Origin of the sequence: Actinomadura mexicana (assembly GCF_900188105.1) — a bacterium.
GTDB classification, from domain to species: Bacteria; Actinomycetota; Actinomycetes; order Streptosporangiales; family Streptosporangiaceae; genus Spirillospora; species Spirillospora mexicana.
The window spans coordinates 57076-72036 of the sequence record NZ_FZNP01000007.1 but is presented as its reverse complement, the minus strand read 5'-3'; the positions used below and the strand labels follow the sequence as shown (position 1 = coordinate 72036).

Here is a 14961-nt window from a genome sequence, read left to right as displayed (position 1 = left end):
ACCACCCCCGCCGGCCGCATCAACCGCCCCGCCGACCCTCCACCGGACCCAGCAGCGGATGCACCCGCATCGCCGCCTCCAACTCACCCGGAAGCTCATCGCGATACCGGCCCAGCGTCGACAGATCCGCATGCCCAAGCACCCGCCGCACCGCGTCCATGTCCGTCGCCGCCGCCAACAGATGCGTCGCCGTCGTATGCCGCAACCCATGCGGCGTCACACTCCGCCGCCGCCCCGCATCCACCCGCTCCAACACCCGATCGATCACCCCCTGCACATCACCCCGGGCCAACCGCCGCCCCCGCCACGACAACAACAGCGCCTTCGGCTCCCGCCCCCGATCCAGCAGCCCCCGCCCCTCCGCCAGATACGCGTCCAACACCTCCGCCACCGGACGGGGGAGCGGCACATCCCGCGTCCGCCCGCCCTTACCGAAGATCCGCCAATACCGCGTCCCCCCGTTGACGAAGAAATCCTCCACATTCGCCGACGTCAACTCCGACACCCGCGACCCCACCGCCGCCAGCAACAACACGATCAATCCGTCCCGCAACTCCGTCCGCTGATCCGGACGCCGCCGCACCACCCCCGCCCCCGCATCCGGCGCATCCACCAGACCACGCGCCGCCCCCAGCAACCCCTCCGCCTGCTCCACCGTCAACGCACGCCGCTCCGCCCGCAACCCACCCCGCTGCTTCGGCCGCACCGTCACCGCCTGCATCGGATTCAACTGCACCCACCCCGCCACCACCGCATGCCGGAAGAACGCCGACACCGAACGCCGGAACCGCGCCTGCGACGCCGCACTCTGCGACGGCGCACCCCCCACCCCCACAGGCCGCGCCCCCCGGCGCCGCCGCTCATCAGGCTTGCGCGCGAACCTGAGCAGAACCTCATCGACGTCCTCGCCCGTCAGATCGTCCAGCACCCGGTCCTCACCCGCCAGCACCCCGAACGTCACCACGTCCCGCACGTACACCTCAGCCGAAGCGGGCGCCAGCGCACCCGTCGACGCCTTCGCACGCACCACCTCCGCATAGCGATCCACACACTCGGCCACGGACACACGCTGGACATCGGCAGGACGCACCCGCCGGACGCTACCCCCCGCCACCGACAGAACCCCCGTAAGATCGACAACATGGGGGAGCGGGCACTGTTCGACCAGATCGGCGAGATCATCCGCGGATCCACCCCACCCCGCATCGGCCAACCCCACATCCACGTCCGCCACAACGGCGTCAAAGCCTGGTTCGGCGACCCAGCACCCCAGCGCGAGCACTACGAAGCCCAGATCATCCCCGCCGCACTCGCCCCCGGCGCCCACCACCACGCCATCGAGATCGGCTTCCACACCGAACACCCCGCCGAACCCGACAACGAGGCCACCCTCACCCACCTGCTCACCACCGAACCCACATGGCGCGCCGACCTCGGCGACGACCCCCGCGCCGGCGCCTTCCTCGGCCGCGGCACCTGGCGCCGCATCTCCGAAACCTGGCCCGACGCCGACCTCACCGGCCCCGACATCCCCTTCGAGATCGGCGTCCGCCTCGTCGAATACATCCGCGCCCTGGAACCGCACCGCAAACGGGTATGACCACCCGCACGCGTCCACCGGACAGGGGAGGGGCCCGTGCTCATCGGCACATCGGGATGGCAGTACGCCGACTGGCGCGACGTCCTGTACCCGCCCGGCCTCGCCCAACGCCGCTGGCTGCGGCACTACGCCGACACCTTCACCACCGTCGAGAACAACAACGCCTTCTACCGCCTCCCCTCCCACGAGACGTTCGAGCTGTGGCGCGACAACACCCCGCCCGGCTTCGTCATGGCGGTCAAGGCCAGCCGCTACCTCACCCACATGAAACGCCTCAAGGACCCGGCAGAGCCGGTCGCGCGACTCATGAGCGCCGCCCGCGGCCTGGGGAACAGGCTCGGCCCCGTCCTGCTCCAACTCCCGCCCACCCTGCAGGCCGACACCGACCGCCTCACCGAGTGCCTGCACCGGTTCCCGGACGGAGTCCGCATCGCCGTCGAACCCCGCCACCCGTCCTGGTGGACGGACGACACCCGCCGCATCCTGGAACACCACGGCGCGGCCCTGTGCTGGGCCGACCGACTCGGCGAGGCGCAGACACCGCTCTGGCGCACGGCCGACTGGCTCTACCTGCGCCTCCACGAGGGGCCCGCCCAACCCTGGCCGAACTACGACGACGAGACCCTTCAACGCTGGGCCGACGAACTCGGTGGGGCAGAAGACGCCTACGTCTACTTCAACAACGACCCCGGCGGCGCCGCCGTCCGCAACGCCCTGCGCTTCACCGACCTCACCGGTTGACCCCGGCCGCGGTCAGGTCCGCAAGTCGTTGTGCCGTGCTGAAGTCGGGGGTGAGACGGGTCTTGGTCATGGCGAACGAGGTGCCCGTGGCGACATCGGCATAGGCGTAACTGCCGCCACCACCGACCCAGCCGAACGTAGTAGGCGTCTCGTCCGGCCGAGTACCGATGCGGCCGAGCGGATACCCCAACCCCAGCCGCACATGGTTACCGAAGACCCGGTCAATGCCCTCGAAGGCCACCGCCGTCAACTCCTCCAGCAGACGCGAATCGATGAGCCGACCGTCGAGGACCGCGGCGTTCACGGCAGCGATTCCCCGCGCGGTGAAGGTGCCGACCGACGGGATGTCCGCCTGCAGGAAATCCTCGCTGTTGCCCATGGCCGCGGTCGGCTGTAGCTCCCAGGGCGCAAGAGGCGCATCATCCACAGCTGGGGCGGCCGGGGGAGGGGCGGCGTCTTCGAGCCGTGCCAGCCGGGCCAGGTCGGAACAAGGCACACCGAAGTACAGCTCACCGTCGATGCCCAGGGGCCCGGTGACCCACTCATGCAAGAGCCGCCGCATCGTCTTGCCCGTAGCGCGGCGCGCGACCTCGCCGACGAGGAATCCATAGGTGAACGAGTGGTACCCCGTCTCGGTCCCGGGGCGCCATCGCGGTTCGGCACCGGCGATCGCGGCGCAGACCCGCGACCAGTCGGCCAGGTCGGCAGGGCCGATGCCGCAAGGCATGGCCGGGACGCCGACCGAGTGGGTCAGCACGTGCCGAAGAGTCGCACTCGCCTTGCCATGGGTACCGAACTCCGGCCACAGGTCGACCACCGGCGTTTCGTACCCGACAGCACCCGTCCCGACGAGCAGGTGAGCGATCAGCGACGTCATGACCTTGCCGGCGGAAAAGCTGAAGAACGGAATATCCGAGGTCGTCCTGCGCCCGGTCCGGGCATCGGCCACGCCGGCGACGGCGTCGACGACAAGAGCTCCGCGGTGGTAGACGGCCACCTGCAACCCGGTCTCGGCTCCGCTACCGACGAGCTCGTCAAGGACGCCTTGGACCTTCTGCTGCAGTGAGGGCATCATCGTCACCGGCTCGGCCACGTGTAGCGGGTCTGGCTGAACGCCGGCAGCTTGCCGAAAGCGAATCCGACGGTCGGCGCGACTCGATACAGCCCCACGTCGCCGGCGATGACGGCCTCGCCCAACCGGTACCAGGTGCCCTCGGGGCTGGTCAGATGCGCGCCGTACTTGCGCTCGAAGTCCGCGACGGCCTGTTCACGCTCCGAACGCTCGACCACCACGGATGCGAGACCCTCGATGACGACGTCCACACCGGTCAGAGCATTCGTGCCGGTCGTCAGCACACACCGGGGGTCGTGCTCGAGATTCCGCGCCTTGCGCTCCTGGGCACCCGTGGTGAAGCACATGCCACCCAGGCTCCAGGCCGCCAGCAGCGGCGTCACGTGCGGTCGCCCGTCAGGCCGCACCGTGGAAAGCCAGAACACCTCCGCGTCACCGAGGACCGCCGACGCCGACGCCCACGGCGTCGCCTGCGCCTCGGGAGACGAGAACGGCCCCAGCTCGGCGTCCGGTTCACGGTCGAACATGTCACGTCCTTTGGTCAACAGGGCGTCCTCAGCCGCCCGACGCCCGTGAAGCAGCAGCGGCAAGCCGGCCCGGCACGCCCTCCGGTCAGGTGTTACGCAGCTTCCAGGTGATGACCTGAACGCGCCGGGGAACTCATCGGTCCGCGCGGCCGCGACGTGGTCCGGCCGCAGCGCGCCTGGGCGGATTCCGCTACGCAGCGGAGTCCGCCGGGGACCACGGCGCAAGGTCGAGCTCGGGATAACGACGCGCCATGCCCGCCAGCGTCTCGGGTGTCCAGTAAGGATGCCCGGGAGGTGGGAACCCGAAGGCTTGGAGCTGTCGTGGCGTGGCACGGTGGACGAAGTCGGTCCAGCTCTGCTCGAAGCTCCGCGCTGCCCACCCCGTCCGTTGCCCCCAGTGAAAGTTCGAGAGCCGGAACCCCAGGTGCATGCTGTAGCGGGCGCCGCGGGGCGCGGTCAGCCGGGTGCCCCGATGGAAGGTCCCGGCCTCGAAGGCGATGACCGTCCCAGCCGGCCCGGCACCAGACACTTCAGCCGCATACAACCCCGGGCTTCCGCTGTCGTCGACGAACCGCCCAGCGCCTTCTCTCTCCGGTCGCAGGAACCAGTTGGGCACGGCAGGCAGACCGTCGGTGAGCTTGCGGGGGACCATGTGCGGCGGACCGAGTTCCTCGGGCACGTCGTTGAGGAAGACGAACATCTCGACCTGGCGGAAGGCCGGTGCCGTGCTCGGAACCAGGAGGGTGTGGTTGAGGTAGTCGCGATGCAGGTCCTGGTCGTAGTCGCACGCGCCGGTGTACTTCGCCCAGGCCTCCGCTGAATAGAGGTGGACGTCGCCGTCGTTCAGGAGCAGCTCGGCCAGGTCCAGGATCCGCTGATGGACCGCCAGCAGGTTGATCGCGGTGCTGGCGAAGGGGAAGGTGTCGATTCCGGCGAACTCATCGCCGATGAACCGCCCCGCGCGGGGGTCGGTGCCGTCATGGAAGCCCGCAGCCGATGGGAACAGCAGGTCCAGCTCGTCCACCGCAGCGCTCAGCTCGTCAGCCGGGAGAAACGCCGGAAGGATGACGAAACCCTCGGTCTGCCAGACCGGCGCCATGTCCTTGAGCTCCATGGGCCCAGCATCAGCGAGGCACGAGAACTCAGGCAAACCGTTTTCACACGGTCGATACCCGACAGAAGCTGGATTCTGTCTGGTTTAAGGACAAGAAGGGCGGTACATCACGCGGAGGAGGGCGAGCGTCCCCATCGTGATCATTACGTGGGAGGTCATCGACGTGGCACGGAAAGCGCTGGCAAGGTTGCCCGCCGAGCCAACCGCGCATCCATGGAGGTCGATCATGTCCGGTGCTGCCACGCCGACGAGCACACGCGCCGTTGTGGAGGAGTTGCTGCGCCGGATCGGCGAGGGCGACCCCGAACGGATCGCCGCCATGTACGCCGAGCACAGCGACTGGAAGCTGGACTGGCCCGAGGCGGAGCACGGCCGCGCCGCCACGCCATGGATCCGGCACCGGTCCGGCCGCGCCGATGCCGCCGCGCACTACCGGCAGATCGCCGAGCACCACGTGCCCGAGAAGGTGGACACGCAGGTGGAGCGCATCCTGGTGGACGGCGATGACGCGGTGGTGCTGGGCGAGATCCGGCAGACGGCCCGGTCCACCGGGCGCGCCTATCGCGCCCGGTTCGCCCTGCACCTCACGGTGGAGAACGGCCTGGTCGTCCGGCACCACGTCTACGAGGACAGCCTCGCCGTGGCCCAAGCCTTCACGCCCTGACCGGAATCGATCCGGTCCCGTCGACGGCGACGCTGAGTCAGACTGGCCCGGTGGATGATCTCGCCCAGCCGCCGCGTCTGGTACCGCCCACGACGGCGGTGCGCGAGTCGTTCCTGGCCGGGGAGTGGGCCGACCACCTGTCGACCGGCGACCCGACGGACTGGCTGGACGAGGCCCGCCGCGACTTCGAGGCGTTCGTGGCGCGCCGGCGCGGCGTCCAGGAGCGTTGGGGCGTCCCGTCCACGACGTTCTGGTACGTCTCGGGCGAGCACTACATCGGAACTCTCATCGTGCGGCATCGCCTGACGCCGGAGCTCGCCGAGGTCGGCGGGCACATCGGGTATCACGTCGTGCTCCCGTGGCGACGGCGGGGCCATGCCACGCGGATGCTCGCGGCGGGACTGGCCGAAGGTCGCCGGCTCGGCTTGGAACGCGTTCTGCTGACGTGTGCCGCCGGCAACGAGCCGTCCCGGCGGGTCATCCTCGCCAACGGCGGCGTCCACGACGGCCGCGCCCGGGGCGAGGACCGTTTCTGGATCGACCCTGCCGCCGAGCGTGCGGCGCGCACCGCGTGAACAGGCCGCGTAGTGCGCCGATCGCCCCGCTTTCTCCGGATCTGATCGTTGGTCGATAATGAGCATTATGTTAAGTAAAGGTGATGGGATGGTGCCGGGCGTCCGCTGCCTGAGGACGATCCGGACTGGCGCGAGGTCGCCGGCGCGGACCCGGTGGCGTCCTGGCGGCAGGTGCGGGCGCGGGTGACGGCGGGGTTGACGCCCGAGGCGCTGCCTGGCGATTGCTCGGCGGATGGCGCCTGGTGGTCGCGAGGCGGGCATGCTTGGCCCGGAGGTCGCCGTGCCTGATGACGCCGACGACCAGGCGCGCCTTCTGGCGCTCTTCGGCCGCTCCCCTGCGGGTGCGTGAAACGGGTAAGATTGGTTACGGAGAGTGACGATCTGGCCTGTTGATGGGGCCTCTCCCCCGTCGATTTCCTGGTGCGCGGGCGGGCCCGTGGCGGTTAGGGTGCGAGCATGCGCCGACGACATTGATCTTCACCTGAGGCGGGGCTCGCGCGGAGGCTGTACGGCTACGCATTCCTTGAGGATTTCGTCCTTCTGTACCCGGTGTACGCGGTGCTGTTCGCCGAGACCGGGCTCTCCCCCGCCGCCGTCTCGTCCTTGTTCGTGATCTGGTCGGTCACGACGTTCGCGCTGGAGCTGCCGTCCGGTTTGTGGGCGGATGTGTTCTCCCGGCGTTTGCTGCTGGTGGCCGCTCCCCTGCTGGCTGGTGCGGGTTTCGGGCTGTGGGCCTTCTTTCCTTCGTATCCGGCGTTCGCCGCCGGGTTCGTGTTGTGGGGCGCGGGGTCGGCGCTGCGTTCGGGGACGATGCAGGCGCTGGTGTACGAGGAGCTGGAGCGGGTTGGGGCGCCGGGCGCCTACGCGCGGTTGATCGGGCGTTCTGAGGCGGTGTCGCTGCTGGCGGTGGTGGCGGCGTCGGCGGTGGCGTCGCCGGTGCTGGCGGCGTGGGGGTACCGGGGGCTGGGCGCGGCGAGTGTGGCGGCTTGCGTGGGGTGCGCGGTGGCGGGGTGGTTTCTGCCGGAGTCCGGGGTCGGTGGTGAGGGCGCGGAGGCGCCGTCGTTCGGGTCGGTGGTGCGTCAGGGGTGGGCGCAGGTGCGGGGTGAGCCGAGGGTGCGGCGGGCGCTGGTCCTGGTGATGGTGCTGGAGGGGGTGACCGCTCTGGATGAGTATGTGCCGCTGCTCGTGCGATCGACGGGTGTGGCGGCGTCGGCGGTGCCGTTGCTGGTGCTGCTGGTGACGGTGGGCGATGCGGTGGGCGGTTGGTCGGCGGGGCGGGGTGTGCGGTGGCTGGCGCCGGTGCTGGGGGTGGGTGCGGTGTGTCTGGCGGTGGGGTCGCTGGGTGGCCGGCCGGGTGGGCTGGTGCTGGTGGCGGTGGCGTTCGGGGTGTTCCCGTGGGCGATGGCGTCGGCGGACGCGCGGTTGCAGGAGCGGGTGGGTGACGGGGCGCGGGCGACGGTGACGTCGGTGGCGGGGTTCGGGGCTGAGGTGGTGGCGGTGCTGGTGTATGCGGGGTATGCGCTGGGGTCGCGGTGGGCGGGTGCGGGTGTGTTGGTGGGGGTGGCGGCGGTGCCGTACGTGGTGGTGGCCGTCGTGCTGGGGTTGGTGGCGTGGCGTGGCCGTGTACATCCGGAGGCGTAGGCGGCGGGTGGGCGGTACGCCAAAGGCGCATTGCGGTTGAACGCTCTCGCCGGATTCGTGGGCGGTGGGTGCGGGCCGAGGATCGTGGGGTCGTTGCGGATCGATTCTTGGAGCGTGTGCTGATGGGTGCGGATCCGCTGGATCTGGCGCGGGTGCAGTTCGCGTTGACGGCCGGCACGCATTTTCTGTTCGTGGCGTTGACGCTGGGGTTGGCGACGCTGGTGGCGTTGACGCAGACGCGGGCGACGGTGTCGGGCAGTGCGGTGCATGCGCGGATGGTGCGGTTCTGGGGGCAGTTGTATGTCATCAACTATGCGGTGGGGATCGTCACCGGGTTGGTGATGGAGTTCCAGTTCGGTCTGAACTGGTCGGGGCTGTCGCGGGTGACGGGGAACGTGTTCGGTGCGCCGCTGGCGCTGGAGACGATCGTGGCGTTCTTCGTGGAGTCGACGTTCCTGGGGTTGTGGATCTTCGGGTGGGATCGGCTGAACCGGTGGGTTCATCTGGCGCTGATCTGGGTGGTGACGTTGACGGCGTATCTGTCGGCGTACTTCGTGCTGGTGGCGAACGGGTGGCTGCAGCGTCCGGTGGGGTTCGTGATGGTGGACGGTGTGGCGCGGCTGGACGATGCGGGGGCTCTGCTGGCGAATCCGACGGCGTTGCTGGCGTTCTTCCATGTGCTGTTCGGGGGGTTGCTGACGGCGGGGTTCTTCATGGCGGGGGTGAGTGGTTTTCATCTGCTGCGGCGGACGGCGGAGGTGGAGTTCTTCCGGCGGTCGATGCGGATCGGGTTGCTGACGGTGATGGTGTCGGTGATGCCGGTGGTGGTGTTCGGCGGGATGCAGTTCCAGTACGTGCAGCCGACGAAGACGGGTGGGGGCAAGGCGGCGGCCGCGGTGGCGGATTTCACGGCGCGGTTCGGAGCGGACGATTACCGGGCGCCGGTGCTGGCGGGGGTCGGTGAGGCGCTGATGATGACGATGTGGATGCTGATGCTGCTGGTGGCGGCGGTGGCGTTGGTGAAGTTCCCGTTCGGGCGGTGGCTGGTGCGGGGGCGGGTGTTCCACGTGCTGATGATCGCTGCGGTGCCGCTGCCGTATGTGGCGATGGTGGCGGGGTGGGTGTTCCGTGAGGTGGGGCGGCAGCCGTGGATGGTGTACGGGGTGCTGAAGACGCGGGACGCGCTGTCGCCGGGGGTGGGGGCGGGGACGATCACGGTGTCGTTCGTGGCGTTCTCGGTGCTGTTCGCGTTGCTGTTCGGGGTGAACGCGTGGCTGCTGGCGCGGTTCGCGCGGCGGGGTCCGGAGGGGGCGGGGCTGGGTGCCTCTCCCCCGGTGGAGCCGGCCGCGCCGGTGATGAGCCCGACGTTCTGACAGGAGCCTGGTGATGGATTCTCTCGCGGTGGTGTTGCTGGCGGTGTTCTCGGCCGGGTATCTGGTGCTGGCGGGTGCCGATGTCGGGGTGGGGATGCTGCTGCCGTGGCTGGGGCGGGACCAGCGGGAGCGGCGGTTGGTGATCGCGTCGTTCGCGCCGTTCTTCCTGGGCAACGAGGTGTGGCTGGTGGCGGCGGCGGGTCTGGTGGCGGGTGCGTTCCCGGGGCTGGAGCACGGGTTGCTGGAGGAGTTGTATCCGCTGTTCGTGGTGCTGCTGTTCGGTTGGGTCGTGCGGGACATGGGGTTGTGGCTGCGGGGGCGGGTGGACGCGGCGGTGTGGCGTGGTGTGTGGGACGCGGCGATCGTGGCGGGGAGTTGGGCGCTGGCGTTGGCGTGGGGGGCGGTGCTGGGTTCGGTGCTGGCCGGTGGCGGGCTGGGTGTGGGGAGCGTTGCGGGGTTGCCGTTGGCGGTGCTGTTCGCCTGGCATGGTGTGGGGTTCGTTCGGTGGCGGTTGCCGGTGGGGTTGGCGGAGCGTGTGGGGCGGGTTCCGTCCCGGTACGGGTTGTCGGCGCTGGTGATGGCGGGTGCGCCGGTGGTGGCCGGGGTGCAGGTGGAGTGGTCGGAGGTCGTGGCCGAGGGTGCGGGTCTGACGATGACGGCGGTGGTGACGGTGGTGGTGCTGCCGTTGCTGTTGGCGTCGCAGGCGCTGGTGTGGTGGACGTTCCGGGGGCGTGTGGAGTCGCCCTCGTACTTGTAGGCGGCCGGGGTGAAGGGCGTTGAGCGGCGTCTGCTGCGGTGGGTTCCTGGCCGGGTGATGGTGCTGCTGGGGGTGCTGGCGGCAGGTCAGGGTGTTCTGCTGGTGGTGCAGGCGGAGCTGCTGGTGCGGGCGGTGGCGGGCCTGGATGCGGGGCCGTTGCCGTGGGTGGCGGTGGTGGTGGCCGGGCGTGCGTTGCTGGCGTGGGTGGTGGCGCTGGTGGCGGGCCGGGCGGCGGCGCGGGTGAAGCGGGGGCTGCGGGGTGCGCTGCTGGAGAGGGCGGCGGGTGATGCGGGGGCGCGGGTGACGTTGCTGACGCGGGGGTTGGACGCGGTCGATCCGTTCTTCACTGGTTATGTGCCGCAGGTGGTGGCGGCGTGTGCGGTGCCGGTGGTGGTGCTGGTGCGGCTGGTGGCGGCGGATTGGGTGTCGGCGCTGGTGGTGGCGGTGACGGTTCCGCTGGTGCCGGTGTTCGGTGCGCTGGTGGGGATGCGGACGGCGGCGTTGACGGGTCGGCAGTGGGGGCTGCTGCACCGGTTGGGCGGGCATTTCCGGGACGTGGTGGCGGGGTTGGGGACGTTGCGGGCGTTCGGGCGGACCGGTCATCAGTCGGTGGTGGTGCGGGAGTTGGCGGGTGAGCATCGGCGGGCGAGTGTGCGGGCGCTGCGCGTGGCGTTCCTGTCGTCGCTGGTGCTGGAGTCGGTGTGCGCGTTGTCGGTGGCGTTGGTTGCGGTTCCGGTGGGGTTGCGGTTGTTGGGTGGGGAGATGGTGCTGTCGACGGGTTTGCTGGTGCTGGTGTTGACGCCGGAGGTGTATCTGCCGTTGCGGGCGCTGGGGCAGCGTTTCCATGCGAGTGCGGAGGGGGTGGCGGCGGCGCGGGAGGTGTTCGGGGTGTTGGACGCGCCGGCGGTTTCGGGGTCCGGGGGGCGGGTCGTGGTGGGCGCGGGGGCGCCGGAGATCGTGCTGGAGGAGGTGACGGTCCGGTACCGGGGGGCGGCGGAGGCGGCGTTGGATCGGGTGTCGCTGCGGGTGGGGCCGGGTGAGCGGGTGGCGGTGACGGGGCCGTCGGGGGCGGGCAAGTCGACGCTGCTTCTGGTGCTGGCGGGGCTGGTGTCCCCTGATTCGGGGCGGGTGCTGGTGGACGGGGTGGATCTGGCGGAGTTGGAGGTGGAGGCGTGGCGGGCGCGTGTGGGGTGGGTGCCGCAGCGGCCGCACCTGTTCGCGGCGTCGGTGGCCGACAACATCCGGCTGGGTGATCCGGGGGCCGGGGCGGAGCGGGTGGCGGAGGCGGCGCGGGCGGCCGCGGCGGATTTCGTCGGGGAGTTGCCTGAGGGTTTGGCGACGGTGCTGGGTGAGGGCGGTGCGGGGTCGTCGGCGGGGCAGCGGCAGCGGTTGGCGATCGCGCGGGCGTTCCTGTCGGGGGGTCCGGTGATGCTGCTGGACGAGCCGACGGCGCGGCTGGATCTGCACAGTGAGCGGGTGCTGGTGGATGCGGCGGTGCGGTTGCTGGCGGGGCGGACGGCGGTGCTGGTGGCGCATCGTCCGGCGTTGCTGCGGGCGGCGGACCGGGTGGTGCGGTTGGAGGGCGGCCGGGTGTGCGCGGGGGCCGGTGGGCGGGGCGGCGAGGAGGCGGCGTGAGGGGCGCGCCGGGGGTGTGGGGTGCGGTGCGGCCGCACGCGGTGCGGCTGGTGGCGGCGGGTGCGGCGGGTGCGGCGGCGGAGTTGTGCGGGCTGGGGTTGGTCGCGGCGGCGGCGTGGCTGATCGCGCGGGCGTCGCAGCGTCCGGAGTTGGGGGCGCTGTCGGTGGCGGTCGTGGCGGTGCGGGGGTTCGCGCTGGCGAAGGGGTCGCTGCGGTATGTGGAGCGGCTGGCGGGGCACGATGCGGCGTTGCGGGCGCTGGCGGAGTTGCGGGGCCGGGTGTTCGACGCGTTGGCGGCGGCGCGTCCTGGGGCGCGGCGGGTGCGGGACGGTGATGCGCTGACGCGGATGGTGTCGGATGTGGAGGCCGTCCAGGATCTGCTGCTGCGGTGTGTGCTGCCGGTGGCGGCGGCGGTGGTGTGCGGGGCCGCGGGGGTGGCGGTGTGTGCGCTGGTGGAGGCGTCGGCGGCGGTGGTGCTGGGGGTGGGGCTGCTGGTGGCGGGGGTGGTGCTGCCGGTGGTGGCGGCGGTGGCCGGCGGGCGTGCGGCGGCGCGGATGGCGGACGGGCGTGAGGTGCTGGCGGTGCGGGCGCTGGACGTGCTGGAGGGTGCGCGGGATCTGGCGATGTTCGGTGCGTCGGGCCGGTATGCGGAGCGTGCGCGGGATGCGGTGCGGCGGCTGGAGGGGGCGGAGCGGTCGGCGGGGCGGGTGTCGGCGGTGGTGGCGGCGGCCGGTTTGGTGGTGCAGGGCGTGACGGTCGCTGCGGTGGCGTGGGTGGGGTTGCGTGCGGGCGTGGAGGAGGTGGGTGCTTCGGTGCTGGCGTTGACGGCGCTGGCTGCGGTGGAGTCGGTGCTGCCGGTGGCGGGTGCGGCGCAGCGGTTGCGGGAGGTGGTGCCGGCGGTGCGGCGGGTCGGGGCGGTGCTGGCCGCTCCCCCGGCGCCGGGTCCGGCGCGTGCGGCGGTGGTGCCGGGGGAGCCGCTGGAGGTGGAGCTGCTGGGGGTGCGTGTCGCCTACGGGGACGGGGTGGCGCTGGACGGGGTGGATCTGCGGGTGGGGCCGGGCCGGCGGGTCGCGGTGGTGGGGGCGAGCGGGGCGGGCAAGAGCACCCTTTTGGCGGCGGTGTCCGGGGACGTGCCGGTGGCGTCGGGTGCGGTGCTGCTGGGTGGGCGGGACGTCGGCGGGTATGCGCCCGGGGATGTGCGGGCGGCGGTGCGGGGGTTGGCGCAGGACGCGCATGTGTTCGCTGCGTCGGTGCGGGCGAATCTGCTGCTGGCGCGTCCGGGCGCGGGTGAGGCGCAGTTGTGGGCGGCGGCGGAGCGGGCGCGGTTCGCCGAGGTGGTGCGGGCCTTGCCGGACGGGTGGGAGACCGTGGTGGGGGCGGGTGGGCGCGGCCTGTCGGGCGGGCAGCGGCAGCGGCTGCTGCTGGCGCGGGCGCTGCTGGCCGATCCGCCGGTGCTGGTGCTGGACGAGCCGACGGAGGGGCTGGATACGGCGGCGGCTGACGCGGTGACGCGGGAGCTGCTGGAGGCGCCGGGTGGCGGGACGCTGCTGCTGGTCACGCATCGGCTGGCGGCGCTGGGGGCGGCCGACGAGGTGGTGGTGCTGGATCGGGGGCGGGTGGTGCAGCGGGGCCGGCATGAGGAGTTGCTGGCGGTGGCGGGCGCCTACCGGGACCTGTGGGAGGCCGAGCTTCTGGCCTCCCGGGCGGTGGCGTGCTGACTTCGGGTGTGGTGGAGGGCGCGGGCGAGGGCGGCGATGGCGTCGGGGATGGCCGAGGTGGGGACGGCCGCGTATCCGAGGACCAGCCCGGGCGGGTGGGGGCGTTGCGCGTGCCATGACAGGGGGTGGGTTTTGACGCCGTGTTGCAGTGCCGCCGCGGCGAGGCCGGCGTCGTTGAGGCTGTCCGGGGGGTGGCCGGGGAAGGTGATGGTGAGGTGCAGTCCGGCGGCGGCGCCGTGCACGGCCGCGGTGGGCAGGTGCGCGGCGATGGCCGCGATCATCGTGTCGCGGCGGCGGCGGTGGCGGCGGCGCAGCAGTCGCAGGGTGCGCTCCATCTCGCCGGAGTTCATGAGTTCGGCGAGGACGAGTTGCGGGAGGGCGGCGTTGCCGAGGTCGGCGAAGCGTTTCTCGGCGATGACGGCGTCCAGGTGCGCGGGCGGCGGCAGGATCCATCCGATCCGCAGTGCGGGGGCCAGGAGTTTGGAGACGCTGCCGGTGTAGAAGGCGCGGTCGGGGAGCATGGAGCGCAGTGCGGGGACCGGGGGCCGGTCGTAGCGGTGCTCGGCGTCGTAGTCGTCCTCGATGACCAGGCCGCCTGCGGCGGCCCAGCGGGTGAGGTCGCGGCGGCGGTCGCCGCCGAGTACGACGCCGGTGGGGAACTGGTGGGCGGGGGTGAGCAGGACGGCGGGGGCGGCGGTGGCGCGCAGGTGGTCGACGCGGATTCCGGCGGCGTCGACGGGGACGGGCGGGGTGCCCATCCCCCAGTGCGCCAGGTGCTGGCGGACGCCGAGGGAGCCGGGGTCCTCCACGGCGATCCGGTCGATGCCGGCCCGGGCCAGGACGCGGGCGATGAGGCCGAGGGCTTGGGCGGTGCCGGCGACGACGACGATGCCGGCGGGGTCGGCGCGGATGCCGCGGTAGCGGGCGAGCCAGTCGGCGACGGCGGTGCGCAGGGCGGGGGTGCCGCGCGGGTCGCCGTAGCCGAGTCCGGCGGCGGGCAGGTCGCGCAGGACGGTGCGTTCGGCGCGCTGCCAGGCAGCGCGCGGGAACGCGGCGAGGTCGGGCAGGCCGGGTGACAGGTCGATGCGGGCGGGCAGGTCGCGCAGGACGTCGAACACGTCCGGGCCCGGCTCTCCCGGGAACTGCTCCCCCGGGAACGGTGCGGGGGCGGCGGGGTCCGGTGGTGAGGTGGAGGCCGCACGGGCCGGGCCGGTGGTGGGTGGGGCCGGGGTGAGGGGTGCGGCGACGACGATGGTGCCGGCCCGGCCGCGTCCGGCGAGGTGGCCTTCGTCGGTCAGGCGCTGGTAGGCCTCGGTGACCGCGCCGCGGGAGACGCGCAGTTCGGCGGCCAGGACGCGGGTGGCGGGCAGGCGGGCTCCGATGGGCAGGCGGCCGTCGGCGATGGCGTGGCGGAGCCGTCCGGCGAGCCAGTCGGCGAGCCCGCCGGGCGGGGCGTCGGCGGGGTCGAGTTGCAGGAAGTCCGATCCCCGGGTTACGGACCTGTCGTGTTCGCCGTCATTGGACCTGTTCACCAGGCCATTGTG

General features: G+C 72.0%; 14 protein-coding genes. 9 read left to right on the top strand and 5 right to left on the bottom strand.

What is annotated here, in order from left to right; genetic code table 11:
* Positions 1-19 precede the first annotated feature (19 nt).
* Entirely contained in the window at positions 20-1060 is a 1041-nt protein-coding gene (locus CHC11_RS19080) for a tyrosine-type recombinase/integrase (protein WP_245919437.1), read from the bottom strand.
* Between the two features lie 81 nt (positions 1061-1141).
* Here CHC11_RS19080 and CHC11_RS19075 point away from each other — a divergent pair, with 81 nt between their 5' ends.
* Together CHC11_RS19075 and CHC11_RS19070 are read left to right on the top strand one after the other, a co-directional pair.
* Positions 1142-1600: a hypothetical protein gene (locus CHC11_RS19075; RefSeq protein ID WP_089313115.1), complete on the top strand. Its 459-nt coding sequence runs from the start codon at positions 1142-1144 to the stop codon at positions 1598-1600.
* Positions 1601-1636: 36 nt separating this feature from the next.
* The gene (locus CHC11_RS19070; protein WP_089313114.1) at positions 1637-2341 is read left to right on the top strand and encodes a DUF72 domain-containing protein; all 705 of its coding nucleotides are present in this window, start codon (positions 1637-1639) and stop codon (positions 2339-2341) included.
* Here CHC11_RS19070 and CHC11_RS19065 read toward each other — a convergent pair.
* The 3 genes from CHC11_RS19065 to CHC11_RS19055 all read right to left on the bottom strand — a co-directional run bounded on the left by CHC11_RS19065 (position 2331) and on the right by CHC11_RS19055 (position 5054).
* Positions 2331-3434: a serine hydrolase domain-containing protein gene (locus CHC11_RS19065; RefSeq protein WP_245919435.1), complete on the bottom strand. Its 1104-nt coding sequence runs from the start codon at positions 3432-3434 to the stop codon at positions 2331-2333. The genes CHC11_RS19070 and CHC11_RS19065 overlap by 11 nt on opposite strands.
* Entirely contained in the window at positions 3419-3940 is a 522-nt protein-coding gene (locus tag CHC11_RS19060; protein ID WP_089313113.1) for a pyridoxamine 5'-phosphate oxidase family protein, read from the bottom strand. Before CHC11_RS19060 ends, CHC11_RS19065 begins: the two co-directional genes overlap by 16 nt.
* 190 nt (positions 3941-4130) lie before the next feature.
* Positions 4131-5054 carry a phytanoyl-CoA dioxygenase family protein gene (locus tag CHC11_RS19055; protein ID WP_089313112.1) on the bottom strand — a complete coding sequence of 308 codons (924 nt, stop codon included), beginning with the start codon at positions 5052-5054 and terminating at the stop codon, positions 4131-4133.
* A gap of 226 nt (positions 5055-5280) precedes the next feature.
* On the opposite strand from CHC11_RS19055, the gene CHC11_RS19050 reads away from it, so the two are divergent.
* The 7 genes from CHC11_RS19050 to cydC all read left to right on the top strand — a co-directional run bounded on the left by CHC11_RS19050 (position 5281) and on the right by cydC (position 13417).
* Positions 5281-5718 (top strand): nuclear transport factor 2 family protein, encoded by a 438-nt coding sequence (locus CHC11_RS19050; RefSeq protein ID WP_089313111.1) that lies wholly within the window; start codon positions 5281-5283, stop codon positions 5716-5718.
* Positions 5719-5768: 50 nt separating this feature from the next.
* Entirely contained in the window at positions 5769-6293 is a 525-nt protein-coding gene (locus CHC11_RS19045; protein ID WP_089313110.1) for a GNAT family N-acetyltransferase, read from the top strand.
* Between the two features lie 504 nt (positions 6294-6797).
* Complete coding sequence (locus CHC11_RS19040) at positions 6798-7934, top strand: MFS transporter (protein WP_342749998.1); 1137 nt, start codon at positions 6798-6800, stop codon at positions 7932-7934.
* A gap of 116 nt (positions 7935-8050) precedes the next feature.
* Positions 8051-9307, top strand: a complete 1257-nt coding sequence (locus tag CHC11_RS19035; RefSeq protein WP_342749997.1) for a cytochrome ubiquinol oxidase subunit I — start codon at positions 8051-8053, stop codon at positions 9305-9307.
* Between the two features lie 13 nt (positions 9308-9320).
* Positions 9321-10064 carry a cytochrome d ubiquinol oxidase subunit II gene (locus CHC11_RS19030; RefSeq protein ID WP_089313108.1) on the top strand — a complete coding sequence of 248 codons (744 nt, stop codon included), beginning with the start codon at positions 9321-9323 and terminating at the stop codon, positions 10062-10064.
* Between the two features lie 57 nt (positions 10065-10121).
* Positions 10122-11699, top strand: coding sequence for a thiol reductant ABC exporter subunit CydD (gene cydD, locus CHC11_RS19025; RefSeq protein WP_089313431.1), 1578 nt, complete (start codon positions 10122-10124; stop codon positions 11697-11699).
* A complete protein-coding gene (gene cydC, locus CHC11_RS19020) occupies positions 11696-13417 on the top strand; it encodes a thiol reductant ABC exporter subunit CydC (RefSeq protein ID WP_245919431.1) in 1722 nt (573 codons plus the stop codon). Before cydD ends, cydC begins: the two co-directional genes overlap by 4 nt.
* Here the strand turns inward: cydC and pdxR are convergent.
* Positions 13363-14949 (bottom strand): MocR-like pyridoxine biosynthesis transcription factor PdxR, encoded by a 1587-nt coding sequence (gene pdxR, locus CHC11_RS19015; RefSeq protein WP_245919429.1) that lies wholly within the window; start codon positions 14947-14949, stop codon positions 13363-13365. The two genes, cydC and pdxR, sit on opposite strands and share 55 nt — an antisense overlap.
* Between the last annotated feature and the right edge of the window lie 12 nt (positions 14950-14961).